Source organism: Mycobacterium alsense (assembly GCF_002086635.1).
Lineage (GTDB): Bacteria > Actinomycetota > Actinomycetes > Mycobacteriales > Mycobacteriaceae > Mycobacterium > Mycobacterium alsense.
The window spans coordinates 12,659-36,678 of sequence record NZ_MVHD01000035.1; the positions used below are offsets into that span (position 1 = coordinate 12,659).

Here is a 24,020-nt window from a genome sequence, read left to right on the forward strand (position 1 = left end):
ACACCGTGTCATAGACGGCGCCCACTGGGGGCGCCGCGACGACGGGAGCAGAAATGATTGGCTCAATCATCCTCGCGATAATCGTGGGAGCGATCATCGGTGTGGTGGCGCGTCTGGTGATGCCGGGCAAGCAAAGCATCGGCATGATCATGACGGTCCTACTCGGCGCCGTTGGTGGCCTGATCGGTTCGGTCGTGGCCGGCCAATTCGGTTACCACAACGCCAATGGCGGAATCGCCTGGATTCCCTTCTTCATCGGCGTCGTGGTCGCCGTCGTGCTGATCGCGATCTACGAAGCGGTGACGGGCCGCCGTTCGGGCACCAGGTTGACGCGCTAGCCGATCAGCACGGCGTACCGGGGTTTGATCACCTCGTCGATGATCGCCAGCCGCTCGTCGAACGGGATGAACGCCGACTTCATCGCGTTGATGGTGAATCGCTCGAGGTCGCTCCACCCATAGCCGAAAGCCTCGATGAGCCTCGACATTTCGAGGCTCATCGAGGTGTCGCTGATGAGCCTGTTGTCCGTGTTGACGGTGACGCGGAAGCGGGCGCGGGCGAGCAGGTCGAAGGGGTGCTCCGCGATGCTTTTGACGGCGCCGGTCTGCACGTTCGAGCTGGGACACAGCTCCAGCGGAATTCGCTTGTCCCGCAAGATCGATGCCAGCCGGCCCAACCGGACCCGCCCGCCGTCCCCGTCTTCCAGGACCTCGATGTCGTCGACGATGCGCACCCCGTGGCCCAGGCGGTCGGCGCCGCAGAACGCGATCGCCTCGTGGATGGACGGCAGCCCGAACGCCTCACCGGCGTGAATGGTGAAGCGCGCGTTGTGGTCTCGCATGTATTCGAAGGCATCCAGGTGCCGCGTCGGCGGATTGCCCGCCTCGGCGCCCGCGATGTCGAACCCGACGACGCCCTTGTCGCGGAAGCGGATTGCCAGTTCGGCGATCTCCCGGGACACCGCGGCGTGGCGCATCGCGGTGACCAACAGCCGCACCTTGATCGGGCGGCCGTTGGCGGCGCAGGCCGTCTCGCCGGCGGCGAAGCCCTCCAGCACGGCGTCGACGATCTCGTCGAAGCTCAAGCCGCGGTCGATGTGCAGCTCGGGTGCGAAGCGGACCTCGGCGTAGACGACGGAGTCGTCGGCCAGGTCTTCGACGCACTCGTAGGCGACGCGGTAGAGGGCGTCGGCCGTCTGCATCACGGCGACGGTGTGCGAGAACGGCTCCAGGTAGCGCTCCAGGGAGCCGCTGTGCGAGCGGGTGCGGAACCACTTCGCCAGCTCGTCGGCGTCGGTGGCCGGCAGGCCGTCGTAGCCGATCTGGGCGGCGATGTCGATCACGGTCGACGGGCGCAGCCCGCCGTCGAGGTGATCGTGGAGCAGGGCCTTGGGGGCCTTTTTGATCTGCGGCAAATCCAGCGGTGTGGTCACGGGGCGATCCGATCGACGATCAGCGGCCGCGAGAGCGGCGGCGTGTCCGCGACGCTGAAGCCGCCGTCCAGCTCGGCCATCGCGGCGCCGAGGCGTTCGGGGATGTCGGTGTAGAGGGTGAACAGCGGCTCACCGGCCGCGACCGGCTCGCCGGGGCGGCGGTGGATCCTGACCCCGGCGCCGGGCTGCACCGGATGGCCCGGGCGGGACCTGCCCGCGCCGAGCCGCCAAGCCGCCAGCCCCACCGCCATCGCGTCGATATCGCCCATTGTGCCGCCCCGCGGGGCGGTCACGGTCTCGGCACACGCACCGACCGGCAGCGGCACCGACAGGTCGCCGCCCTGGGCCGCGATGAGCTGGCGAAACCGGTCCATCGCGGTCCCGTCGCGCAGCGCCCGGGCCGGGTCGCGGTCACCGATCCCGGCCAGCTCGAGCATCTCGGCGGCCAGCCGGACCGTCAGCTCGGCCACGTCGGGCGGGCCGCCGCCGGCCAGCACCTCCAGCGCCTCGGCGACCTCGAGCGCGTTGCCGACGGTCGCACCCAGCGGCCGGTTCATGTCCGTCAACAGCGCGCGGGTGGGCACCCCGTGCGCGGCGCCCAGCTCCACCATGGCGTGCGCCAGCTCGCGGCTCTGCGCCTCCGAGGCCGTCAGCGCCCCGGACCCGACCTTCACGTCGAGCACCAGCGCTCCCGCGCCCTCGGCCAGCTTCTTGCTCATCACCGAGCTGGCGATGAGCGGCAGCGACTCGACGGTGGCGGTGACGTCGCGCAGCGCGTAGAGCTTGGCGTCGGCCGGCGCCAGCTCGCCGGCCGCGAAGATGGCGGCGCCGACGTCGCGAAGCTGGTCGCGCACCCGGGGGTTGGACAGCCGCGCGGTGAACCCGGCGATCGATTCCAGCTTGTCCAGGGTGCCGCCGGTGTGCCCCAGCCCGCGCCCCGACGCCTGGGGCACCGCCGCGCCGCAGGCGGCGACGAGGGGCACCAGCGCCAGGGTGATCTTGTCCCCGACGCCGCCGGTCGAGTGCTTGTCCACGGTCGGCACGCCCAGGTCGGAAAAGTCCAGCCGCTCCCCCGACGCCAGCATCGCCGCCGTCCACCGGGCGAGCTCCCCGCGGTCCAGGCCGCGCCACACGATGGCCATCAGCAGCGCCGACATCTGCTCGTCGGCGACCCGGCCGTCGGTGTAGGCGGCGATGACCCAGTCGATGGCGGCGTCGGACAGCCGCCCCCCGTCGCGTTTGGTCCGGATCACCGTGGGCGCGTCGAAGGTCACGGCCGTTCCCGCGGCAGGTCGGCGGTGAACGCGTCGGGCAGCAGCTCGCCGAGGCGGCGCGGCCCGGCCGGATGGTCGACGAGCAGCCCCGGGCCGCCGTGCTCCAGCAGCACCTGGCGGCAGCGCCCGCACGGCATCAGCGGGCGCCCGCGGGCGTCCACGCACGCCAGCGCGACCAGCCGGCCCCCGCCGCCGGAATGCAGGGCGCAGACCACGCCGCATTCGGCACAGAGACCAAGGCCATATGAGACGTTCTCCACATTGCAACCGGTGACGACGCGGCCGTCGTCGACCAGCGCGGCCGCCCCCACCGCGAACCCCGAATACGGCGCGTAGGCCCCCGCCGCGGCATGGATTGCCTTGTCCCGCAGCGCATTCCAGTCGACTTCCGGCATACCGACCACCTCACCGCATCGGCCCACTTGTGACAGCCACCCTAACCCTGACCCGACACTTCGCTTGCGGGACTGTTCGGCGCGACCGACAACCTGGCAGGGTTAGGGTGAATTGCCGGCTTTCGGTGGGTGCCCGGACGTCGGAGAAAGGCGGTGGGGACTTGGTGACATCGGCCCCGTCGCGCAAGCGGCGACCACCGCGGACGCTGTACCGGGGCGATCCCGGCATGTGGGCGTGGGTGCTGCACCGCATCAGCGGCGCGACGATCTTCTTCTTCCTGTTCGTCCACGTCCTGGACTCCGCCATGCTGCGGGTGAACCCGCAGACCTACAACGCGGTGATCGGCGATTACCAGACCCCGATCGTGGGGCTGATGGAGTACGGGCTGATCGCGGCGGTGCTTTTCCACGGGCTGAACGGCATCCGGGTCATCCTGATCGACTTCTGGTCGGAGGGGCCCCGCCACCAGCGGCTGATGTTCTGGATCGTCTGGATCGTCTTTCTGCTGCTGATGGTCCCGGCCGGCGTGGTGACCGGCATCCACATCACGGAGCACCTCCGATGACCGGGCCGGACCTCCAGCTGGGGCGCGGGCAGGCGGCGCCGGTCAAGCAGCGCTTCTACGACCGTCCCGCCAGCCTGGACAACCCGCGCTCGCCGCGGCGGCGCGCCGGCATCCCCAACTTCGAGAAATTCGCGTGGCTGTTCATGCGGTTTTCCGGGATCGCGCTGGTGTTCCTGGCGATCGGGCACCTGTTCATCATGCTGATGTGGGACGACGGCGTGTACCGCATCGACTTCAACTACGTGGCGCAGCGCTGGCATTCGCCGTTCTGGCAGATCTGGGACATGGCGCTGCTGTGGCTGGCGGAACTGCACGGCGGCAACGGGCTGCGCACCATCATCGACGACTACAGCCGCAAGAATTCCACCCGGTTCTGGCTCAACAGCCTGCTGTTGTTGTCGATGGGTTTCACGCTGGTGCTGGGCACCTACGTGCTGGTGACGTTCGACGCGAACATCTCGTGACACTCGTGAAAGGCGAGCCGTGATCTCCCAACACCGATACGACGTGGTCATCGTCGGCGCGGGCGGTGCCGGGATGCGCGCGGCGGTGGAGGCCGGGCCGCGCGTCCGCACCGCCGTGTTGACCAAGCTGTACCCCACCCGCAGCCACACCGGCGCCGCCCAGGGCGGCATGTGCGCCGCGCTGGCCAACGTCGAGGACGACAACTGGGAGTGGCACACCTTCGACACCGTCAAGGGCGGCGACTACCTCGCCGACCAGGACGCCGTGGAGATCATGTGCAAGGAGGCCATCGACGCGGTGCTCGACCTGGAGAAGATGGGGATGCCGTTCAACCGCACCCCCGAGGGCCGCATCGACCAGCGCCGCTTCGGCGGCCACACCCGCGACCACGGCAAGGCCCCGGTGCGCCGGGCCTGCTACGCCGCCGACCGCACCGGTCACATGATCCTGCAGACGCTCTACCAGAACTGCGTGCGCCACGACGTGCAGTTCTTCAACGAGTTCTACGCGCTGGACCTGGTGCTCACCCAGACCCCGACGGGCCCGGTGGCCACCGGCGTCGTCGCCTACGAGCTCGCGACGGGTGAGATCCACGTCTTCCACGCCAAGGCCGTCGTCATCGCCACCGGCGGTTCGGGCCGCATGTACAAGACCACGTCGAACGCGCACACGCTGACCGGCGACGGCATCGGCATCGTCTTCCGCAAGGGGCTTCCGTTGGAGGACATGGAGTTTCATCAGTTCCATCCGACCGGACTGGCCGGCCTGGGCATCCTGATCTCCGAGGCCGTGCGCGGCGAGGGCGGCCGGCTACTCAACGCCGACGGTGAGCGGTTCATGGAGCGCTACGCGCCGACGATCGTCGACCTGGCACCCCGCGACATCGTCGCCCGCTCAATGGTTTTGGAGGTTTTGGAGGGCCGGGGGGCGGGCCCCAACAAGGACTACGTCTACATCGACGTGCGCCACCTCGGCGAGGACGTGCTCGAGGCCAAGCTGCCCGACATCACCGAGTTCGCGCGCACCTATCTGGGCGTGGATCCGGTGCACGAGCTGGTCCCGGTCTACCCGACGTGCCACTACGTGATGGGCGGCATCCCGACCACCGTGACCGCACAGGTGTTGCGGGACAACACTTCCACGGTGCCCGGCCTGTACGCGGCCGGCGAGTGCGCGTGCGTGTCGGTGCACGGGGCGAACCGGCTGGGCACCAATTCGCTGCTGGACATCAACGTCTTCGGCCGCCGCGCCGGCATCGCCGCCGCCTCGTACGCCCGCGGGCACGACTTCGTCGACATGCCGCCGGAGCCGGCGGCGATGGTCGTCGGCTGGGTGCGTGACATCCTCTCCGAGCACGGCAACGAGCGCGTCGCCGACATCCGCGGCGCCCTGCAGCAGACGATGGACAACAACGCCGCGGTGTTCCGCACCGAGGAGACGCTCAAGCAGGCCCTGACGGATATCCACGCGCTCAAGGAACGGTATTCCCGAATCACCGTGCACGACAAGGGGAAACGCTTCAACAGCGACCTGCTCGAGGCCATCGAGCTGGGCTTTTTGCTGGAGCTCGCCGAGGTCACCGTGGTCGGGGCGCTGAACCGCAAGGAGTCGCGCGGCGGGCACGCGCGCGAGGACTACCCGAACCGCGACGACGTCAACTACATGCGCCACACCATGGCCTATAAGGAGGTCGGGCCCGACAAGCCGGGCAGCGACCTGCTGAGCGACATCGCGCTGGACTTCAAGCCCGTCGTGCAGACCCGCTACGAACCCAAGGAACGGAAGTACTGATGACCGACGTTTCGGAACCGCAGGTCCAGACGCCGGAACCGCCGTTGCCGCCGGTCCCCGAGGGCGCGGTGATGGTGACCGTCAAGATCGCCCGGTTCAACCCCGAGCAACCCGAGGCGTTCGCGAAAACCGGTGGCTGGCAGAGCTTCCGGGTGCCGTGTCTGCCCAGCGATCGGGTGCTCAATCTGCTGATCTACATCAAGAGCTACCTGGACGGGACGCTGACCTTCCGCCGTTCCTGCGCCCACGGGGTGTGCGGCTCGGATGCGATGCGCATCAACGGCGTCAACCGGCTGGCCTGCAAGGTGCTGATGCGCGACCTGCTGCCCGACAAGCCAGGCAAGGCCAAAAAGGGGGGGCTCACCATCACGGTGGAGCCGATCCGCGGCCTGCCGGTGGAGAAGGACCTCGTCGTCGACATGGAGCCGTTCTTCGACGCCTACCGGGCGGTGAAGCCGTACCTGATCACCACCGGCAATCCGCCGACTCGGGAACGCATCCAGAGCCCCACCGACCGCGCCCGTTACGACGACACCACCAAGTGCATCCTGTGCGCGGCCTGCACCACCAGTTGCCCGATCTTCTGGCACGAGGGCAGCTACTACGGTCCGGCGGCGATCGTCAACGCGCACCGGTTCATCTTCGACAGCCGCGACGAGGCCGCCGCCCAGCGCCTCGACATCCTCAACGAGGTCGACGGCGTGTGGCGCTGCCGCACCACGTTCAACTGCACCGATGCCTGCCCGCGCGGCATCGAGGTCACCAAGGCGATCCAGGAGGTCAAGCGCGCGATCATGTTCTCGCGCTAGCCCGCCCCCTTACCCGCGAGGGTCCGCAAAATGCCGGCATTCGCGGCGTGTCGCTGTGCCGACACGCGCGCTCGCGCCGATGGGGTGGGGGCGTGTCACACCTGGGGCGGCCGTCTCGTCTACGGGGTATGACACAGAAAACGCGAATCGAACCCCTTCCCCCCAAGCGCGCCGGGCTGCTGACCCGGGCCATGTATCGCATCGCCAAGCGGCGCTACGGCCAGGTCCCCGAACCGTTCGCCGTGGCCGCACACCACCGCAAGCTGATGGTGGCCAGCGCGATGCACGAGACCATGGTCGACCGGGCCTCGAACACCCTGCCGGCCAGCGTGCGTGAGCTCGCGGTGTACTGGACCGCCCGGCAGATCGGCTGCTCGTGGTGCGTCGACTTCGGGGCGATGCTGCAGCGTCTCGACGGCCTGGATGTCCAGCGGCTCAAGGAGATCGACGACTACGCCACCTCGACGGCGTTCAGCGCCGACGAGCGCGCCGCCATCGCCTACGCCGAGGCCATCACCACCGACCCGCATACCGTGACCGACGAGCAGGTCGCGGACCTGCGGGCCCGCTTCGGCGACGCCGGCGTGTTCGAGCTGACCTACCAGATCGGGCTGGAGAACATGCGGGCGCGGGTGAACGCCGCGCTGGGCATCACCGAGCAGGGCTTCAATTCCGGTGACGCCTGCCGCATTCCGTGGGCCGATCCGGCGAGCGCTTCGTAGCCGACCGCCGGCCCGAGCGAATCGGAGACCGGAAGCGGTCCGGCTGGCTAGCATGCGGTGATGTCGTCGTACCTGACCGCAGTGCCCGACGCGCTCGCCGCGGCGTCGACGGACCTGAGCGGCATCGGGCAAGTGATCAGCGAGGCCGCCGCGGCGGCGGCGCCGTCCACCACCGGGATTCTCGTCGCGGCCGGCGACGAGGTCTCGGCCGCCGTTGCCGGCCTGTTCGGCGGGTACGCCGAAGAGTTCCAGAGGCTGACCGCACAAACGGCGCTGTTTCACGCCGAGTTCGAGCGTGCGTTGAGCGCGGCCGCGTCGGCGTATGCGGCCGCCGAGGCGGCCAGCGCGCCGCCGCTGGCGGCGCTGCTGCAGCAGGCCGCGAGCCTGGGGCGTCCGCTGTTCTCCGGGCCCAATGGCGCGACCCTGGGCGCCGTGCTCAACTGGGCCGTCGACAGCGCCGGCCTGGGTGGGATGGTGAACTTCCCCTCGACGGTGGCCGTCGCCGGCCCCGACGGGGTCACCGGGGTCAGGATCGGGTTCTCGTTCCTGCAGATCCCGGTGGGGCCGAGCTCTTTTTTGGGGTTGACGATTCCTCAGTTCAGCTATCCCGCGCCGACGCTGTGGTATTTCCCGACGCAGGCCAGCGGGGCGGTGACCGCCGCCGGCACCGTTTATCTGCAGCACGGGTTCGCCGCGATCGGCTGGTTCTACCAGCCCCTGGCCATCGAATTGGCCAGCCAGACCAACAGCGTCGTGCTCACGCCCACCATCCCGTCGGTTCCGTTGCCGTTCGGAGTGTGGCTGAGCAGCCCGCAGATGCAGCAGGGTGTGGGGTCGCTGTTCCTGGGCAACCAGGCGGCGCTCAACGCCAGCGCGCACTGGGCCGGTTTCCAGGGCACGCTGCCGCAGGACTTCGTGCTGACCGGGCACTCCGCCGGCGGCGGCTTGGCGGCGATGGCCGCCAGCAGTTATCTGACGAACCTCGGCACGGGCACCAACCACCTGCTCGGTGTGGTGATGTTCGACGGGGTCGCCAGCGATGCGGCGGCTTTCGGATCCGCGGTGGCCAACCTGCAGGCGGCGGGCATCCCGCTCTATGTGGTCGCCGCGCCGCCACAGCCATGGAACCTCTTCGGCGCCACCACAACCCAGCTGGCCGCCCTGTACCCCGGACAGTTCTCCGGGGTCGAGATCGTCGGCGGCTCGCACGTCGACTCGATGCTGGGCGGGCACCCGCTCGTCGACTTCGCCGCCCAGCTGGTGACCCGGTTCTCGCCGCCGGGCGCCACCGCGGCGGTGTACACCCTGGCCACCGGCTGGATCAACGACTTCTATACGCCGGGGGCGACCCCGACGACGCCGGTGCACGGCATCTACGGACCGACCGGTCCCTATGTGTCGCCGGGCGGCCAGCTGATCGTTCTCGGCCAGGCCACCGGGATCGTGCTGCCGTAAATCACGCCCGCAGCGGCGAACCGGTGAACTTGTCCGGATTGGCGATGTCCCACAGCGCCACGACCTTCCCGTGACGCACCGTCATCGCGGTGATGCGCGGCGCCATCTCCCGGCGGCCCTCCGCGGCGGGGAAACCCGCTGTGTAGGAACCCAATTCGCCATTGATCAACGCCAATTGATGGGAAGTGTAGAACTCGCCGCCGTACCGGTTGGCCAGGCCGAGCATGAACCGGACCACCTTGTCCGCGCCGTGGATGACCTGAACCGCCGTCGCCGCCCTGCCGTTCGCGTCGCCGGTGAAGGTGACGTCGGGATGCAGCAACGACACCACGGTCTCGATGTCGCCGGCCGCCATGGCCGCCATCAACCGGCCGACCACCTCCGCGTGGCCGGGGTCGGGTTCGGGCGGCGGGGCGGCGGCGACCGCCTTGCGGGCCCGTGAGGCCAGCTGCCGCGCCGATGCCTCCGTCGTACCCAGCACGTCGGCCACTTCGGCGAACGGCACCGAAAACCCGTCGTGCAGCACGAACGCGACCCGCTGATCGGGCGACAGCCGCTCGAGCACCACCATCGCCGCGAACCGGGCGTCCTCGCTCGCCACCACCGCGGACAGCGGATCGGCCTCGTCGAAGCCGGTGACCACCGGCTCGGGCAGCCAGCTGCCGGTATAGGTCTCGCGCCGGTGCGCGGCCGACCGCAGCCGGTCGAGACCCAGCCGGCTCACCACCGTAGTCAGCCAGGCCCGCAGGTTCTCGATCGGGCTGTCCTGGGTGGACCAACGCAGCCACGCGTCCTGCACGATGTCTTCCGCGTCGGCCACCGTGCCGGTCAGCCGGTAGGCGACCGACATGAGATGTGGCCGCAGCGCCTCGAACTCGGAGACCTGTTGGGCTACCGCCATGTTTCGAGCGTAACGCGGGTGGAACGTCCTTCCGGTTCCTGCTCCTTGCTCCGCCACACCTAACATCGGTCGAATGAGCAACCTCTGGCTGCACTTCGCCCGGCACGGCCCGGACGTCGCGCCGCCGATCATCACCCGCGGCGAGGGCGTCACCATCTTCGACGACCGCGGCAGGGGCTACCTCGACGGGCTGTCGGGGCTGTTCACCGTGCAGGTCGGTCACGGCCGCACCGAACTGGCCGAGGTGGCCGCCCGCCAGGCCGGCACCCTGGCGTACTTCCCCCTGTGGGGGTATGGGACCCCGCCCGCGATCGAGCTCGCCGAACGACTCGCGCGCTACGCCCCCGGCGACCTGAACCGCGTCTTTTTCACCACCGGCGGCACCGAGGCCGTCGAGACCGCGTGGAAGGTGGCCAAGCAGTACTTCAAGCTCACCGGCAAACCCGGTAAGCACAAAGTGATTTCGCGGGCGGTCGCCTACCACGGCACCACCCAGGGCGCGCTGGCGATCACCGGGCTGCCGTTGTACAAGGCGCCGTTCGAGCCGGTGACGCCGGGCGGCTTCCGGGTGCCCAACACCAACTTCTACCGCGCGCCCGAACACTTCCACGCCGACCCGAAGGCGTTCGGGCAGTGGGCCGCCGACCGGATCGCCGAGGCGATCGAGTTCGAGGGACCCCAAACCGTCGCGGCCGTCTTCTTGGAACCGGTGCAAAACGCGGGCGGCTCCATCCCCCCTCCCCCGGGCTATTTCGAACGGGTGCGCCAGATTTGCGACGAGTACGACGTGCTGCTGGTCTCCGACGAGGTGATCTGCGCGTTCGGCCGGATCGGCTCGATGTTCGCCTGTGACGACTTCGGCTACGTGCCCGACATGATCACCTGCGCCAAGGGCCTGACGTCGGGCTACTCGCCGCTGGGCGCGATGATCGCCAGCGACCGATTGTTCGAGCCGTTCAACGACGGCAAAACCATGTTCCCGCACGGCTATACGTTCGGCGGCCACCCGGTGTCGGCGGCGGTGGCGCTGGCCAACCTCGACATCTTCGAGCGCGAGGGACTCAACGACCGCGTCAAGCGCCACGCGCCCGCCTTCCGCGCCACCCTGGAGAGGCTCTACGACCTGCCCATCGTCGGCGACGTGCGCGGCGAAGGATATTTCTACAGCGTCGAGCTGGTCAAGGACCCCGCGACCAGGCAGACCTTCGGCGACGACGAACGCCGCGCGCTGCTGGGCCGGGTGTCGGCGGGGTTGTTCGCGGCCGGGCTGTACTGCCGCACCGACGACCGCGGCGATTCCGTCGTCCAGCTGGCGCCGCCGCTGATCAGCGGCCAGGCCGAGTTCGACACGATCGAGGCCGCCCTGCGCGAGGTGCTCGGCCGGGAGTCCCGGGCGCTCTAGCCGGCGCCGGCCAGGACCCGCCTGACCTCGTGCGCGGCCAGCAGCACCTCGCGCGACCGCGCCGCGCTCGGGCCGCTCGCCAGGCGCGCCTGGGCGTTGCACAGCCAGGTCAGCGCCGACCGCAGCTCGTCATCGGGCGTCGTGTCGCGGTGCGCCTTGAGCTCCGCCAGCAGGCGGTCCTGCCCGCGGCCGCGGACCTGGGCGCCTTTCTCGACCTGCTTGAGCAGCAGTTGCAGCGCGCGCGGCCCCGCGTCGGTGCGCCGCCACCCGGCGCGAAAGCGATCGATCATGTCCCCGGAACTGTAACTTCCACCCCACGAGCCACAGCGCGGCTCCCCGGAATCGCACCGCCGATCGCCTAGTCTGCTCACACGATGAGCTTCCTTCGTTCGATGTCGTGCCTGGTCGCAGCGTTTTTCGTGGCCTCGGGGCTCGTGGCGCCGACCGCGGTGGCCGAACCCGGCGCCGGCCCCAACGCGGGCCCGCCGGCCTGCCCGTACCGGGTGAACACCCCGCCGGCGGTGGACTCCTCGGAGGTCCCGGCCGCCGGCGACCCGCCGATCCCGCTGGCGGTGCCCCCCAAGCCGGTCGGTGGCGAGGCGCTGGGCGACTGCGGCATCGTCGCCGCCCCCGGCACTCCGCCGCTGCCGGGCGACGTGTCCGCCGACGCGTGGCTGGTGGCCGACCTGGACAGCGGCGCCGTCATCGCCGCCAAGGATCCGCACGGGCGCCACCGCCCGGCCAGCGTCATCAAGGTCCTGGTGGCGATGGCGGCCATCAACGCGTTGCCGCTCAACAAGTCCGTCGAGGGCACCGCCGACGACGCGGCCGCCGAGGGCACCAAGGTCGGCGTCCAGGAAGGCGGCGTCTTCACCGTCAACCAGCTGCTGCACGGGCTGCTGATGCATTCGGGCAACGACGCCGCGCACGCGCTGGCCATGCAGCTCGGCGGGATGCAGCAGGCGCTGGAGAAGATCAACGTGCTGGCCGCCAAGCTCGGCGGCCGCGACACCCGGGTGGCGACGCCGTCCGGCCTCGACGGGCCCGGCATGAGCACGTCGGCGTACGACGTCGGCCTGTTCTACCGCTATGCCTGGACCAACCCGACCTTCGCCGGCATCGTCGCGACGCGCACCTTCGACTTCCCCGGCCACGGCGACCACCCCGGCTACGAGCTGGAAAACGACAACCAGCTGCTCTACAAATACCCCGGCGCCATGGGCGGCAAGACCGGCTACACCGACGACGCCGGCCAGACCTTCGTGGGCGCGGCCAACCACGACGGGCGACGGCTGATGGCGGTGCTGCTGCACGGGACGCGGCAGCCGATCGCGCCGTGGGAGCAGGCGGCGCACCTGCTGGACTACGGCTTTTCCACGCCGCAGGGCACCCAGGTCGGCACGCTGATCGAGCCCGACCCCTCGCTGATCGCCACCCGGCATGACGGCGGCGCCGACCGGCCGGGCGCCGCGCCCCAGGCCGCCGGGCTCATGCCGGCGGCCGACGCGCTGCCGGTGCGGGTGGGCGTGGCGATCATCGGAGCGGTCATCGTGTTTAGTTTGATCATGGTCGCACGCTCGATGAACCGCCGACCGCAGCACCGATGACATCGCCGCCCGCCGTCTCGCGGCGGGGCCTGCTGGTCGGGCTGACCGCCGCCGGCGTCGGCGTCGTCTACGGCTACGACCTGTCGATCATCGCCGGCGCGCAACTGTTCGTCACCGAGGACTTCGGGCTGACCACCCGCCAACAGGAACTGCTCACCACGATGGTGGTGCTCGGCCAGATCGCCGGGGCGCTCGGCGCCGGGGCGCTCGCCAACGCGATCGGGCGGAAAAAGTCGGTGGTGGCAATCCTCGTCGGCTACGCCGCGTTCGCGCTGCTGGGCGCGCTGGCGGTGTCGCTGCCGATGCTGCTGGCGGCGCGGTTCCTGCTGGGGCTGACCCTCGGCCTGGCGGTGGTGGTGGTCCCGGTCTACGTGGCGGAGTCGGCACCGGCGGCGGTGCGCGGCGCGCTGCTGACGGCCTATCAGCTCGCGATCGTCGGCGCGCTGATCGTCGGCTACCTCACCGGCTACCTGCTGGCCGGCACCCACGGCTGGCGGTGGATGCTGGGTCTGGCCGTACTGCCGGCAATGCTGTTGCTGCCGTTGGTGATTCGGCTACCCGACACCGCACGCTGGTATCTGATGAAGGGTCGCGCCGACGACGCACGGCGGGCGCTGCTGCGCGTGGAACCCGGGGCGAATGTCGACGGTGAACTGACCGAGATCGCGACCGCTTTGAGCGAAGGCGGCGGCGGCGTCTCCGAGATGCTGCGCCCGCCGTACCTGCGCGCCACCGCCTTTGTGATCACGCTCGGCTTCCTGATCCAGATCACCGGCATCAACGCCATCATCTATTACAGCCCACGGATATTCGAGGCGATGGGCTTCACCGGCGATTTCGCGCTGCTGGCCCTGCCGGCGCTGGTTCAGGTGGCCGGGCTGGCGGCCGTGGGCGCCGCGCTGCTCCTCGTCGACCGCGTGGGCCGCCGCCCAATCCTGTTGTGCGGCATCGCGATGATGATCGCCGCGGACGCCGTAATGATGGCGGTGTTCGCCGAGGGGCTGCGCGGCTCCGGCCTGATCTTCGGGTTCGCCGGCATCCTGTTGTTCATCGTCGGCTACACGATGGGGTTCGGCTCGCTGGGCTGGGTGTACGCCAGCGAGAGCTTCCCGTCGCGGCTGCGGTCCATCGGGTCGAGCACGATGCTCACGTCCAACCTGGTGGCCAACGCGATCGTCGCCGCCGTCTTTTTGACCCTGCTGCATTCCCTCGGTGGCGCCGGGACTTTCGCGCTGTTCGGCGTTCTCGCGGTGATCGCGTGGGGTGTCGTGTACCGCTACGCGCCCGAGACCAGGGGCCGCCCGCTGGAAGAGATCAGCCGCTTCTGGGAGAACGGCGGCCGCTGGGAGAACCGGTGGGACTGATCTCCGCGGGGACGATGGTGCTCGACGGGCGGGTCACCCGGCCGGGCTGGCTGGAAACGTCCGGGTCGCGCATCATCGCCTGCGGGGCAGGCCCGCCGCCCCGGCCCGCCGACCGGGATTTCCCGGATTGCGTTGTGGTTCCCGGCTTTGTCGACATGCACGTGCACGGCGGCGGCGGGGCGTCCTACACCGACCCCGACGGGATCGCCACGGCCGCCGGGTTTCACCTGCGGCACGGCACCACCACCACGCTGGCCAGCCTCGTCACCGCGGCGCCGGCCGAGCTGCTCGCCGGCGTGCGGGCGCTGGCCGAGGCTTGCCGGCGGGGCCCGCTCGCGGGCATCCACCTGGAGGGGCCGTGGCTGAGCCGGGCGCGCTGCGGGGCGCACGACCCCGGCCGGATGCGCGAGCCGGAGCCCGCCGAGATCGACACCGTGCTGGCCGCGGGCGGCGGAGCGATCCGGATGGTCACGCTGGCGCCCGAACTTGCGGGCGCCGACGCGGCGATCCGGCGCTTTCTGGACGCGGGTGTCGTTGTGGCCCTGGGGCATACCGACGCGACATACGAGCGGGCAAGGCGGGCAATCGATCTCGGCGCCACCGTCGGCACCCATCTGTTCAACGCGATGCCGCCGCTGCACCACCGCGAGCCGGGGCCGGCCCTCGCGCTGCTGCAGGACCCGCGGGTGACCGTCGAACTCATCGCCGACGGCGTGCACGTGCACCCGGAGGTGGTGCGCGCGGTGGTCGGGGCCGCGGGACCCGACCGCGTCGCCATGGTCACCGACGCCGTGGCCGCCGCCGGCTGCGGCGACGGTGTGTACCGGCTCGGCGCGGTGGCGGTCGACGTCGCATCCGGTGTGGCCCGGGTGCACGGAACGTCGACGATCGCCGGCAGCACCGCCACCATGGACCGGCTGTTCCGCACGGTCGCCGGGGTCGCCGGGTTGGCCGCGGCGGTGCGGATGACGGCGGCGACGCCGGCGCGCGCCGTCGGGCTCGACGCCGTCGGGGCGCTGCGGGTGGGCCTCGACGCCAACCTCGTCGTGCTCGATCGCGATCTGCGGGTCACCGCCGTCATGGCCCGCGGCGACTGGGTGGCCGACGGGTAGTCCCGGCGCCGCGTGTCACAAGTCGCGGCGCCGCCCCGTCATACCGGTGAACCGTCATCAACCACGGAGGTCACCATGAATACGCTGTTATGGACGCTGCAGGGTCTGCTCGCCGCGATCTTCCTCGCCTCGGGGCTGGCGAAGATCAGCATGCCCCGGGAGCGGCTCCTCGCGACGGGACAAACCGGCATCGCGCCGTTCCCCATGCCCGTGGTGCGCGTCACCGCGTTCTGTGAACTGCTGGGCGCCATAGGCCTTGTCCTGCCGCGGCTGGTCGGCATGGCCGAGTTCTTCATCCCGGCCGCAGCCGGCGGCCTCGCGGTCGTCATGGTCGGCGCCATGGCCTCGCACGCGCATCTTCGCGAACCGCGCAGCGTCGCGCTGAACGTGGCGATCTTCGTCGCCGCCGTCACGGTGGCCGTGGGCAGGGCGGTCGGCGCGTGAGCCCGCACCCGTTCCGCGCCGCCGTCGAGTCGGGTGAATTGGCCGGCATCGGTGCGGTGTTCGCCGAGGACGCGGTGCTCAACAGCCCGGTCGCGCACCGGCCGTACCACGGCCGCGGCGCGATCGCGGCGATCATCGCCGCCGTCGGCGAGGTGCTCGAGGGCTTCCGGTTCGAAAAGGAGCTGCCCGCCGGTCGTGATCACGCGCTGGTGTTCGGCGCGACGGTGGACGGGCTGCGGATCCAGGGCTGCGACTTCGTGCACACCCGCGGCGACGGCCTGATCGACGAGATCACGGTGATGGTGCGCCCGCTGAAGGCGGCCACCGTGTTCGCCGAGAAGATGCGCGCGGCGCTGGGCGGTCAGACTAGCGCCGCCGGCGGGCCAGCCGGGAAACCGCCAGCGCCCCAACGGCTCCCAAAGCCGCCGCGGTCAGCGTCTGACGGGTGCTGAGCCGCTCGTTCGGCTGGACCCGCGGGGCGATGATCGCCGGTGGCGGGGGGTCGACCGGCCTGGCGCGCGGGTCCTCGGACGCGGTGGCGGCCCAGGCGGTGGCGAACAGCACCAGGTACGCGGTGATGTAGGCGAACACCATGAGCCCCAGCACCGGGCCGAAGGTGGCGCCCGCGGGGCTGCGCAGGACCGCCTTCAAGTAAAGGGACGCCACCTGCTTGAAAACCTCGAACCCGACCGCCGCCAGCAACCCGGCCCGCATCGAGTCGGCCAGGTTGACCTTCTCGCGGGGCAGGCGCGCGATCATCCAGGTGAACAGCATCCACGACACCACCAGCGAGATCAGGATCGAGATCAGCCGGAACAACCAGTCGAACACCGAAAACTCCGGCACTCCAAGCCATCTCAGCACCGCGCCCATCGGGGCGGCGTGGGCCAGGGTGCTCAGCACGACGCTGGCCAGCGCCACCAGGAACGTCCCCGCCATCGCCGCGAGGTCGGAAAGCTTGTCGCGCACGAAGCCCGGCGACTCGACGCGCTGCTCCAACCACATCTCGCTGACCGCCGCGCGCAGATGCGAGATCCAGCCCAGGCCCGCCCAGGCCGCGGTGGCCAGGCCGATGACACCCACCGAGGTCCGCGCCTCGATCGCCGAGTTCATCAGGTCGATGAGTTGCTGCGACAGCGCGCCGCTCACCGCGGACCGGATATGCTCGTCGATCGTGCGCAGCAGCTCGGGGCGCCGCGACAGCAGGAACCCGAAGGCCGCGAAACCCACCATGAGCAACGGGAATAGCGCGAAGATCGTGTAGTAGGACAGGCCGGCGGCGTAAAAGCCGCCGTTGCGCTCACCGAAGCGCTGGTAGGCGCGCATCGCGTGGTCGAGCCACCCGAACCGCGCCCGCAATCGATCGACGACCCCCGGTTCGGTCGGCTCGCTCATCGTTGAGACCTATTCGGCTAGCGGAAGGAACCCTAACCGATCGTAAACCCGCCGAACGGTTTTGGCCGCCACATCCTCGGCGCGCTGCGCGCCCGCCGCGAGCACCGACTCCAATTCGGCGCGGTCGGACATCAATTCGTCGACGCGCGCCTTGATCGGGCTGACGAACTCGACGACGGCGTCGGCGGTGTCCTTCTTCAAATCGCCGTAGCCGTGCCCGGCGTAGCCCTCGACGAGCTTGTCGATGCCGGCGCCGGTGACCGCCGACTGGATGGTCAGCAGGTTCGACACGCCGGGCTTGGCCTCCGTGTCGTAACGGATCTCGCGCTCGCTGTCGGTCACGGCCGAGCGAATCTTCTTGGCCGACACGGCCGGGTCGTCGAGCAGGTTGATCAGCCCGGCATCGGTGGCCGCCGACTTGCTCATCTTCGAGGTGGGGTCTTGCAGGTCGTAGATTTTGGCGGTGGCCCTGGGGATGAGCACGTCGGGAACCACGAAGGTGTCGGGGAAGCGGGCGTTGAACCGCTGGGCGATGTCGCGCGCCAGCTCGAGGTGCTGGCGCTGGTCCTCCCCCACGGGCACCAGCTCGCTGTCGTAGGCGAGCACGTCGGCGGCCTGCAGGACGGGATAGGTGAACAGGCCCACCGTGGTCGAGTCGCTGCCCTGCCGCGTCGACTTGTCCTTGAACTGCGTCATCCGCGACGCCTGTCCGAAGCCGGTGAAGCAGCCCAGCACCCACGCCAGCTGGGTGTGGGCGGGCACGTGGCTTTGCACGAAGATGGTGCTGCGGGCGGGGTCGATGCCCAGCGCCAGGTACTGGGCGGCGGTGACCAAACTGCGCCGGCGCAGCGCCTCGGGGTCCTGCGGGATGGTGATCGCGTGCAGGTCGACGACGCAGAAGAACGCGTCGTGGTCGTCCTGCAGCGCGACCCAGTGGGTGACGGCGCCCAACGCGTTGCCGAGGTGAAGCGAGTCGGACGTGGGCTGCACGCCGGAGAAGATCCGGCCGGATCCGGTAGCGGTGCTCATGATGCCCCGATCTTTTCACGGGGCGGGCCCGCCGCCGCGGCGGTACCCGCGGTATCGCCTAGTACTGTCGATTGCATGACTCGTGACCCGATTCATCTCGGCTCCGGCGAACCGGTCGTGCTGCTGCACCCGTTCCTGCTGTCCCAGACGGTGTGGGAAAAGGTGGCCCCGCGGCTGGCCGACACCGGCCGCTACGAGGTGTTCGCCCCGACGATGGCCGGCCACAACGGCGGGCCGCGCGCCGGCACCTGGTTTTTGTCCTCGGCGGTCCTGGCCGACCACGTGGAGCGCCAGATGGACGAGCTGGGCTGGAAGACCGCGCACATCGTCGGCAACTCGCTGGGCGGCTGGGTCGCGTTCGAACTGGCGGCACGGGGGCGGGCGCGCAGCGTCACCGGCATCGCCCCGGCCGGCGGCTGGACGCGATGGAGCCCCGCGAAGTTCGAGGTGATCGGCAAGTTCATCCTGGGTATGCCGCTTTTTGCGCTCGCCTGGCTGTTCGGCGCCCGGGTGTTGCGCCTCCCGTTCAGCCGCCGGTTGGCCACCTACGCGGTCAGCGCATCACCGGACGGGGTCAGCGAGCGCGAACTCGGCACCATCATCGACGACGTCGCGCATTGCCCCGCCTACTTCCAGCTGCTGGTCAAGGCGACGCTGCTGCACGGGCTGCGCGAGCTCGCGGAAACCTCGATCCCCGCGCAGCTGGTGATCTGCGGAAAGGACCGGGTTGTCCCCGCGCCGCGGTTCACCCGGCATTTCACCAACCACCTGCCGGACGACCACAAACTCGCCGTGCTCGACGGCGTCGGGCATGTCCCCATGTTCGAGGCGCCGCAACGCATCACCGAGGTGATCACCGATTTCCTCGACGAGTGCACCAAGGCCGACGGTCGCCGGCGGGAATCAGCCGGCTAGGGCCTTCTCCAGGTTCTCGGCGATGGAGTTGAGGAATTCCTCGCTCTGCTGCCATTCCTGGTCGGGGCCGATCAGGATGGCGAGGTCCTTGGTCATCTTGCCGCCCTCGACCGTGGAGATGACGACCTCCTCCAGCGTCTGGGCGAACTCGCTGACCTCCGGGGTGTCGTCCAGCTTGCCGCGATGCTGCAGGCCGCGCGTCCAGGCGAAGATCGAGGCGATCGGGTTGGTCGAGGTCGGCTTGCCGGCCTGGTACTGCCGGAAATGGCGGGTGACGGTGCCGTGCGCGGCCTCGGCCTCCACCGTCTTGCCGTCGGCGGTCATCAGCACCGACGTCATCAGCCCCAGCGACCCGTAGCCCTGCGCGACCGTGTCGGACTGCACGTCGCCGTCGTAGTTCTTGCAGGCCCACACGTAGCCGCCCTCCCACTTGAGGCAGGCGGCGACCATGTCGTCGATGAGCCGGTGTTCGTAGGTCAGGCCCTCGGCCTCGAACTGCTCCTTGAATTCCTCTTCGTAGATGCGCTGGAACTCGTCCTTGAACATGCCGTCGTAGGCCTTGAGGATGGTGTTCTTGGTGGACAGGTACACCGGCCACTTGGCGTTGAGGCCGTAGGTGAACGACGCGCGCGCGAAGTCCTGGATGGACTGCTTGAAGTTGTACATCCCCATCACGACGCCGCCGTCCTCGGGGATGGTCACCATCTCGTGCACGATCGGCTCGCTGCCGTCGGCGGGGGTGAACGTCAGCGAGACGGTGCCCGGCTGGTCGACCTTGAAGTTCGTCGCCCGGTACTGGTCGCCAAAAGCGTGGCGGCCGATGACGATTGGCTTGGTCCAGCCCGGAACCAGGCGCGGCACGTTGGAGATCACGATCGGTTCGCGGAAGATGGTGCCGCCCAAGATGTTCCGGATCGTCCCGTTGGGCGACAGCCACATCTTCTTCAGGTTGAATTCCTGGACGCGGGCCTCGTCGGGGGTGATGGTGGCGCACTTGACGCCCACGCCGTGCTTTTTGATGGCATAGGCGGCGTCGATCGTCACCTGGTCGTCGGTGCGGTCGCGGTGCTCGATGCCCAGGTCGTAGTACTCCAGGTTGATGTCCAGATGGGGCAGGATCAGCATGTCCTTGATGAGCTTCCAGATGACGCGGGTCATCTCGTCGCCGTCGAGCTCTACTACCGGGCCTTTGACTTTGATCTTGCCGTCGTTGGACATCTGTGTCCGAATCCTCCAGGCGTGGTGAGCATGGGCGAGCGGTTGCTCGTGAGGCCAGCCTACAAGGAGCCTTCGTGCTGCTCTAAGGGTGCTGAGCCCGCCGGCGGGCCCGCGGTCGGCACGGAGTTGGCGCACAGTTGGCACCGACTCGCGGCTATGCGATAAGCTTCACATCGGTCATGAGCGCCAGCGCTAAGCCCCGGCTTGCTGGCCGGCAACCCTCCAACCGCGGTGGGGTGCCCCGGGTGAAAGACCAGGTCTAGTAGCCACAGGCTGCGCGGCAAGCGCGGGTCCGCCATACCGGGCCCCCTGACTAGAGGGGAAACGTGATGCGCAATCTTCGAGCCCATTCGCGTCTCATTGCATGTCGGCGTTAAACCGCACGCCTCCGCTCGACGTCATCACCGGTGACGTCGCGGACGGCTGAGAGCGTCCCCCGACATTCCACCCCTGACAAGAAAGCACCACCGCACGTGAGCGCTGAAAACAACGCAAGCAACGAGACCACCCCCGAGGCGGATCCCACCGCGCACTGGTCGTTCGAGACCAAGCAGATCCACGCCGGCCAGCAGCCCGACCCGGCCACCAACGCGCGCGCCCTGCCGATCTACGCGACCACCTCGTACGTCTTCGACGACACCGCGCACGCCGCGGCGCTGTTCGGGCTCGAGGTCCCGGGCAACATCTACACGCGGATCGGCAACCCGACCACCGACGTCGTCGAGCAACGCGTCGCCGCGCTCGAAGGCGGTGTGGCCGCGCTGTTTTTGAGCTCCGGCCAGGCGGCTGAGACATTCGCCATATTGAACCTCGCGTGTGCGGGGGATCACATCGTCTCCAGCCCGCGGCTCTACGGCGGCACTTATAACCTGTTCCACTATTCGCTGGCCAAGCTCGGCATCGAGGTCAGCTTCGTCACCGATCCCGACGACCTCGACTCGTGGCAGGCCGCCGTGCGGCCGAACACCAAGGCGTTCTTCGCCGAGACCATCTCCAACCCGCAGATCGACGTGCTGGACACCCCCGGGGTCGCCGGCGTGGCCCATGCCAACGGGGTGCCGCTGATCGTCGACAACACCATCGCCACCCCGTACCTGATCCAGCCGTTTACGCAGGGCGCCGACATCGTGGTGCACTCGGCCACCAAATACCTGGGCGGGCACGGTTCGGCGATCGCGGGCATCATCGTCGACGGCGGCACGTTCGACTGGACACAGGGCCGCTTCCCCGGGTTCACCACGCCCGACCCCAGCTACCACGGCGTCGTGTACGCCGAGCTGGGCCCGCCCGCGTATGCGCTCAAGGCGCGCGTGCAGCTGCTGCGCGACCTGGGCTCGGCCGCTTCGCCGTTCAACGCGTTCCTGGTGGCGCAGGGCCTGGAAACGCTGAGCCTGCGCATGGAGCGCCACGTCGCCAACGCCCAGCGCGTCGCCGAGTATCTGGCCGGCCATGACGGCGTGCTGTCGATCAACTACGCGGGGCTGCCCGGCTCGCCCTGGTACGAGCTTGGAAAGAAGCTGGCGCCCAAGGGAACCGGAGCCGTGCTGGCGTTCGAGCTGGCCGGCGGCGCCGACGCCGGAAAGGCCTTCGTGAACGCGCTGCAGCTGCACAGCCACGTCGCCAACATCGGCGACGTGCGCTCGCTGGTGATCCACCCCGCGTCGACCACCCACGCCCAGCTGAGCCCCGAGGAGCAGTTGGCCACGGGCGTCACGCCGGGGCTGGTGCGGCTGGCCGTCGGCATCGAGGGCATCGACGACATCCTGGCCGACCTGGAGCTCGGCTTCGCCGCCGCCCGAAAGTTCAGCGGTGAATCGCGCAGCGTGGCGGCGTTCTGAGGACCCGTGCCATGACGATTTCCGACGTTCCCACCCAGACGCTCCCCGCCGAGGGGGAGGTCGGGTATGTCCACATCGGCTCGCTGCGGCTGGAGAGCGGCGAGGTGATCGACGACGTCTGCATCGCCATCCAGCGCTGGGGTGAGCTGTCGCCCACGCGCGACAACGTGGTGGTGGTGCTGCACGCGCTGACCGGCGATTCGCACATCACCGGACCCGCCGGCCCCGGTCACCCCACACCGGGCTGGTGGGACGGCGTGGCCGGGCCGGGCGCGCCGATCGACACCGACCGCTGGTGCGCGGTGGCCACCAACGTGCTCGGCGGCTGCCGCGGCTCCACCGGCCCAAGCTCGCTCGCGCGTGACGGAAAGCCTTGGGGATCAAGGTTTCCGCTGATTACCGTGCGCGACCAGGTGGCGGCCGACATCGCCGCGCTGGCGGCGCTGGGCATCGACCAGGTGGCCGCCGTGGTCGGCGGATCCATGGGTGGCGCAAGGGCTTTGGAGTGGATCGTCGGCCATCCCGAGCGCGTGCGCGCCGGGCTGCTGCTGGCCGTCGGCGCGCGCGCCACCGGCGACCAGATCGGCACCCAGACCACGCAGATCGCGGCCATCAAGGCCGACCCCGAGTGGCAGGGCGGGGACTACTACGAGACGGGCAGGACACCGGCGGCCGGCCTGGCGATCGCCCGGCGCTTCGCGCACCTGACCTATCGCGGCGAGGCCGAACTCGACACCCGGTTCGCCAACGACGCCCAGGGCGACGAGGACCCGGGCCCCCCATTTGGAGGCGGCCGCTACGCCGTGCAGAGCTACCTCGAGCACCAGGGCGACAAGCTGCTGGCGCGCTTCGACGCCGGCAGCTACGTCATCCTGACCGAGGCGCTCAACAGCCACGACGTCGGCCGCGGCCGCGGCGGGGTCGAGGCGGCGCTGCGCGGGTGTCCCGTCCCGGTGGTGGTCGGCGGCATCACCTCCGACCGGCTCTACCCGCTGCGCCTGCAGGAGGAGCTGGCCGAGCTGCTGCCGGGCTGCACCGAGCTCCACGTGGTCGAGTCGATCTGCGGGCACGACGGGTTCTTGGTGGAATCCGAGGCCGTCGGCGAGTTGATCCGCAAGACGCTCCGATTGGCCGACACACCGTGACCCGCGCCGGCCAGGACCGCTCCCTGTCGTTCGGCTCGGCGGCCGCCGCCTACGAACGCGGCCGCCCCTCCTACCCGCCGGAGGCGATCGACTGGCTGCTGCCGCGCGGGGCGCGCCGGGTCCTCGACCTGGGGGCGGGCACCGGCAAGCTGACCACCCGGCTGGTGGAACGCGGCCTGGACGTGGTGGCGGTCGACCCGATCCCCGACATGCTCGAGGTGCTGAGCAGCTCGCTGCCGGAGACTCGTGCGCTGCTGGGCACGGCGGAAGAAATTCCGTTGGAGGACAACAGCGTTGACGCCGTGCTGGTCGCCCAGGCGTGGCACTGGGTCAATCCCGAGCGCGCGATTCCCGAGGTGGCGCGGGTGCTGCGGCCGGGCGGGCGCCTCGGGCTGGTGTGGAACACCCGCGACGAGCGGCTGGGCTGGGTCCGCGAGCTGGGCGAGATCATCGGCTCCGACGGCGACCGCGGCCGCTTCGACGTCGACCTGTCCGAGTCGTTCACCGTGCCGGAGCGCCACCAGGTGGAGTGGACGAATTACCTTACGCCGCAAGCGTTGATCGACCTGGTGGCGTCGCGCAGCTACTGCATCACCTCGCCGACCGAGGTCCGTGCCAGGACGCTCGAGCAGGTGCGCGAGCTGCTGGCCACCCACCCGGCGCTGGCGAATTCGACCGGCCTGGCGCTGCCGTACGTCACCGTGTGCATCCGGGCGCAGCTGGCCGGGTAGTTCGTTCGCG

General features: G+C 69.8%; 24 protein-coding genes, 1 pseudogene and 1 riboswitch. Of the genes and pseudogenes, 17 read left to right on the plus strand and 8 right to left on the minus strand.

Annotated features, from left to right (window positions below; genetic code table 11):
* Positions 1-53: 53 nt before the first annotated feature.
* Positions 54-338: a GlsB/YeaQ/YmgE family stress response membrane protein gene (locus BST11_RS18200; RefSeq protein WP_068213025.1), complete on the plus strand. Its 285-nt coding sequence runs from the start codon at positions 54-56 to the stop codon at positions 336-338.
* Here BST11_RS18200 and BST11_RS18205 read toward each other — a convergent pair.
* Genes BST11_RS18205 through BST11_RS18215 form a run of 3 tightly spaced genes read right to left on the minus strand, consistent with a single transcriptional unit; the run spans position 335 to position 3,101 of the window.
* Complete coding sequence (locus BST11_RS18205; protein WP_083139292.1) at positions 335-1,432, minus strand: adenosine deaminase; 1,098 nt, start codon at positions 1,430-1,432, stop codon at positions 335-337. The genes BST11_RS18200 and BST11_RS18205 overlap by 4 nt on opposite strands.
* Complete coding sequence (locus tag BST11_RS18210) at positions 1,429-2,706, minus strand: thymidine phosphorylase (RefSeq protein ID WP_083139293.1); 1,278 nt, start codon at positions 2,704-2,706, stop codon at positions 1,429-1,431. Before BST11_RS18210 ends, BST11_RS18205 begins: the two co-directional genes overlap by 4 nt.
* The gene (locus tag BST11_RS18215) at positions 2,703-3,101 is read right to left on the minus strand and encodes a cytidine deaminase (protein WP_083139294.1); all 399 of its coding nucleotides are present in this window, start codon (positions 3,099-3,101) and stop codon (positions 2,703-2,705) included. Before BST11_RS18215 ends, BST11_RS18210 begins: the two co-directional genes overlap by 4 nt.
* A 227-nt stretch (positions 3,102-3,328) precedes the next feature.
* Between BST11_RS18215 and sdhC the strand changes: the two genes are divergently transcribed.
* The 6 genes and pseudogenes from sdhC to BST11_RS18245 all read left to right on the plus strand — a co-directional run bounded on the left by sdhC (position 3,329) and on the right by BST11_RS18245 (position 8,909).
* Positions 3,329-3,667 carry a succinate dehydrogenase, cytochrome b556 subunit gene (gene sdhC / locus BST11_RS18220; protein WP_244897698.1) on the plus strand — a complete coding sequence of 113 codons (339 nt, stop codon included), beginning with the start codon at positions 3,329-3,331 and terminating at the stop codon, positions 3,665-3,667.
* Complete coding sequence (locus tag BST11_RS18225) at positions 3,664-4,131, plus strand: succinate dehydrogenase hydrophobic membrane anchor subunit (protein WP_067318864.1); 468 nt, start codon at positions 3,664-3,666, stop codon at positions 4,129-4,131. The genes sdhC and BST11_RS18225 overlap by 4 nt, the downstream gene beginning before the upstream one ends.
* A gap of 19 nt (positions 4,132-4,150) precedes the next feature.
* Positions 4,151-5,923 (plus strand): succinate dehydrogenase flavoprotein subunit, encoded by a 1,773-nt coding sequence (gene sdhA, locus BST11_RS18230; protein ID WP_083139295.1) that lies wholly within the window; start codon positions 4,151-4,153, stop codon positions 5,921-5,923.
* The gene (locus BST11_RS18235) at positions 5,923-6,732 is read left to right on the plus strand and encodes a succinate dehydrogenase iron-sulfur subunit (protein ID WP_083139296.1); all 810 of its coding nucleotides are present in this window, start codon (positions 5,923-5,925) and stop codon (positions 6,730-6,732) included. The genes sdhA and BST11_RS18235 overlap by 1 nt, the downstream gene beginning before the upstream one ends.
* Positions 6,733-6,827: 95 nt before the next feature.
* Positions 6,828-7,454: pseudogene (locus BST11_RS18240) on the plus strand (carboxymuconolactone decarboxylase family protein); the annotation flags it as partial.
* A 60-nt stretch (positions 7,455-7,514) separates the two neighbouring features.
* On the plus strand, positions 7,515-8,909 hold the full coding sequence (locus BST11_RS18245) for a PE family protein (RefSeq protein WP_083139298.1): 1,395 nt from the start codon (positions 7,515-7,517) through the stop codon (positions 8,907-8,909).
* A gap of 1 nt (position 8,910) precedes the next feature.
* Here the strand turns inward: BST11_RS18245 and BST11_RS18250 are convergent, their stop codons facing one another.
* A complete protein-coding gene (locus BST11_RS18250) occupies positions 8,911-9,810 on the minus strand; it encodes a sigma-70 family RNA polymerase sigma factor (RefSeq protein ID WP_083139299.1) in 900 nt (299 codons plus the stop codon).
* Positions 9,811-9,883: 73 nt separating this feature from the next.
* Here BST11_RS18250 and BST11_RS18255 point away from each other — a divergent pair, with 73 nt between their 5' ends.
* On the plus strand, positions 9,884-11,212 hold the full coding sequence (locus BST11_RS18255) for an aspartate aminotransferase family protein (protein ID WP_083139300.1): 1,329 nt from the start codon (positions 9,884-9,886) through the stop codon (positions 11,210-11,212).
* Here the strand turns inward: BST11_RS18255 and BST11_RS18260 are convergent.
* Positions 11,209-11,448 (minus strand): hypothetical protein, encoded by a 240-nt coding sequence (locus BST11_RS18260; RefSeq protein ID WP_083139328.1) that lies wholly within the window; start codon positions 11,446-11,448, stop codon positions 11,209-11,211. The two genes, BST11_RS18255 and BST11_RS18260, sit on opposite strands and share 4 nt — an antisense overlap.
* Before the next feature lie 138 nt (positions 11,449-11,586).
* Here BST11_RS18260 and dacB1 point away from each other — a divergent pair, with 138 nt between their 5' ends.
* The 5 genes from dacB1 (at position 11,587) to BST11_RS18285 (ending at position 16,191) form a co-directional block, all read left to right on the plus strand.
* Complete coding sequence (gene dacB1, locus BST11_RS18265; protein ID WP_083139301.1) at positions 11,587-12,819, plus strand: D-alanyl-D-alanine carboxypeptidase DacB1; 1,233 nt, start codon at positions 11,587-11,589, stop codon at positions 12,817-12,819.
* The gene (locus BST11_RS18270; RefSeq protein WP_083139302.1) at positions 12,816-14,183 is read left to right on the plus strand and encodes a sugar porter family MFS transporter; all 1,368 of its coding nucleotides are present in this window, start codon (positions 12,816-12,818) and stop codon (positions 14,181-14,183) included. Before dacB1 ends, BST11_RS18270 begins: the two co-directional genes overlap by 4 nt.
* Before the next feature lie 14 nt (positions 14,184-14,197).
* A complete protein-coding gene (gene nagA / locus BST11_RS18275; protein WP_276033541.1) occupies positions 14,198-15,295 on the plus strand; it encodes an N-acetylglucosamine-6-phosphate deacetylase in 1,098 nt (365 codons plus the stop codon).
* A 75-nt stretch (positions 15,296-15,370) separates the two neighbouring features.
* Complete coding sequence (locus BST11_RS18280; protein ID WP_083139304.1) at positions 15,371-15,739, plus strand: DoxX family protein; 369 nt, start codon at positions 15,371-15,373, stop codon at positions 15,737-15,739.
* Positions 15,736-16,191 carry a nuclear transport factor 2 family protein gene (locus BST11_RS18285; RefSeq protein WP_083139305.1) on the plus strand — a complete coding sequence of 152 codons (456 nt, stop codon included), beginning with the start codon at positions 15,736-15,738 and terminating at the stop codon, positions 16,189-16,191. Before BST11_RS18280 ends, BST11_RS18285 begins: the two co-directional genes overlap by 4 nt.
* On the opposite strand, the gene yhjD is transcribed toward BST11_RS18285, so the two are convergent.
* The gene (gene yhjD / locus BST11_RS18290) at positions 16,106-17,134 is read right to left on the minus strand and encodes an inner membrane protein YhjD (protein WP_083139306.1); all 1,029 of its coding nucleotides are present in this window, start codon (positions 17,132-17,134) and stop codon (positions 16,106-16,108) included. The genes BST11_RS18285 and yhjD overlap by 86 nt on opposite strands.
* A gap of 9 nt (positions 17,135-17,143) precedes the next feature.
* Positions 17,144-18,163: a tryptophan--tRNA ligase gene (gene trpS, locus BST11_RS18295; protein WP_083139307.1), complete on the minus strand. Its 1,020-nt coding sequence runs from the start codon at positions 18,161-18,163 to the stop codon at positions 17,144-17,146.
* A gap of 117 nt (positions 18,164-18,280) precedes the next feature.
* Between trpS and BST11_RS18300 the strand changes: the two genes are divergently transcribed.
* Positions 18,281-19,078, plus strand: a complete 798-nt coding sequence (locus tag BST11_RS18300) for an alpha/beta fold hydrolase (protein WP_169834930.1) — start codon at positions 18,281-18,283, stop codon at positions 19,076-19,078.
* Here BST11_RS18300 and BST11_RS18305 read toward each other — a convergent pair.
* The gene (locus BST11_RS18305; RefSeq protein WP_067318892.1) at positions 19,067-20,296 is read right to left on the minus strand and encodes an NADP-dependent isocitrate dehydrogenase; all 1,230 of its coding nucleotides are present in this window, start codon (positions 20,294-20,296) and stop codon (positions 19,067-19,069) included. The genes BST11_RS18300 and BST11_RS18305 overlap by 12 nt on opposite strands.
* Positions 20,297-20,471: 175 nt before the next feature.
* Positions 20,472-20,589: riboswitch (SAM riboswitch) on the plus strand.
* Between the two features lie 180 nt (positions 20,590-20,769).
* On the opposite strand from BST11_RS18305, the gene BST11_RS18310 reads away from it, so the two are divergent.
* Genes BST11_RS18310 through BST11_RS18320 form a run of 3 tightly spaced genes read left to right on the plus strand, consistent with a single transcriptional unit; the run spans position 20,770 to position 24,010 of the window.
* Positions 20,770-22,134, plus strand: a complete 1,365-nt coding sequence (locus tag BST11_RS18310) for a bifunctional o-acetylhomoserine/o-acetylserine sulfhydrylase (RefSeq protein ID WP_083139309.1) — start codon at positions 20,770-20,772, stop codon at positions 22,132-22,134.
* Between the two features lie 11 nt (positions 22,135-22,145).
* The gene (gene metX / locus BST11_RS18315) at positions 22,146-23,279 is read left to right on the plus strand and encodes a homoserine O-acetyltransferase MetX (RefSeq protein ID WP_083139310.1); all 1,134 of its coding nucleotides are present in this window, start codon (positions 22,146-22,148) and stop codon (positions 23,277-23,279) included.
* Entirely contained in the window at positions 23,276-24,010 is a 735-nt protein-coding gene (locus BST11_RS18320) for a class I SAM-dependent methyltransferase (protein ID WP_083139311.1), read from the plus strand. Before metX ends, BST11_RS18320 begins: the two co-directional genes overlap by 4 nt.
* The last annotated feature ends 10 nt before the right edge of the window (positions 24,011-24,020 follow it).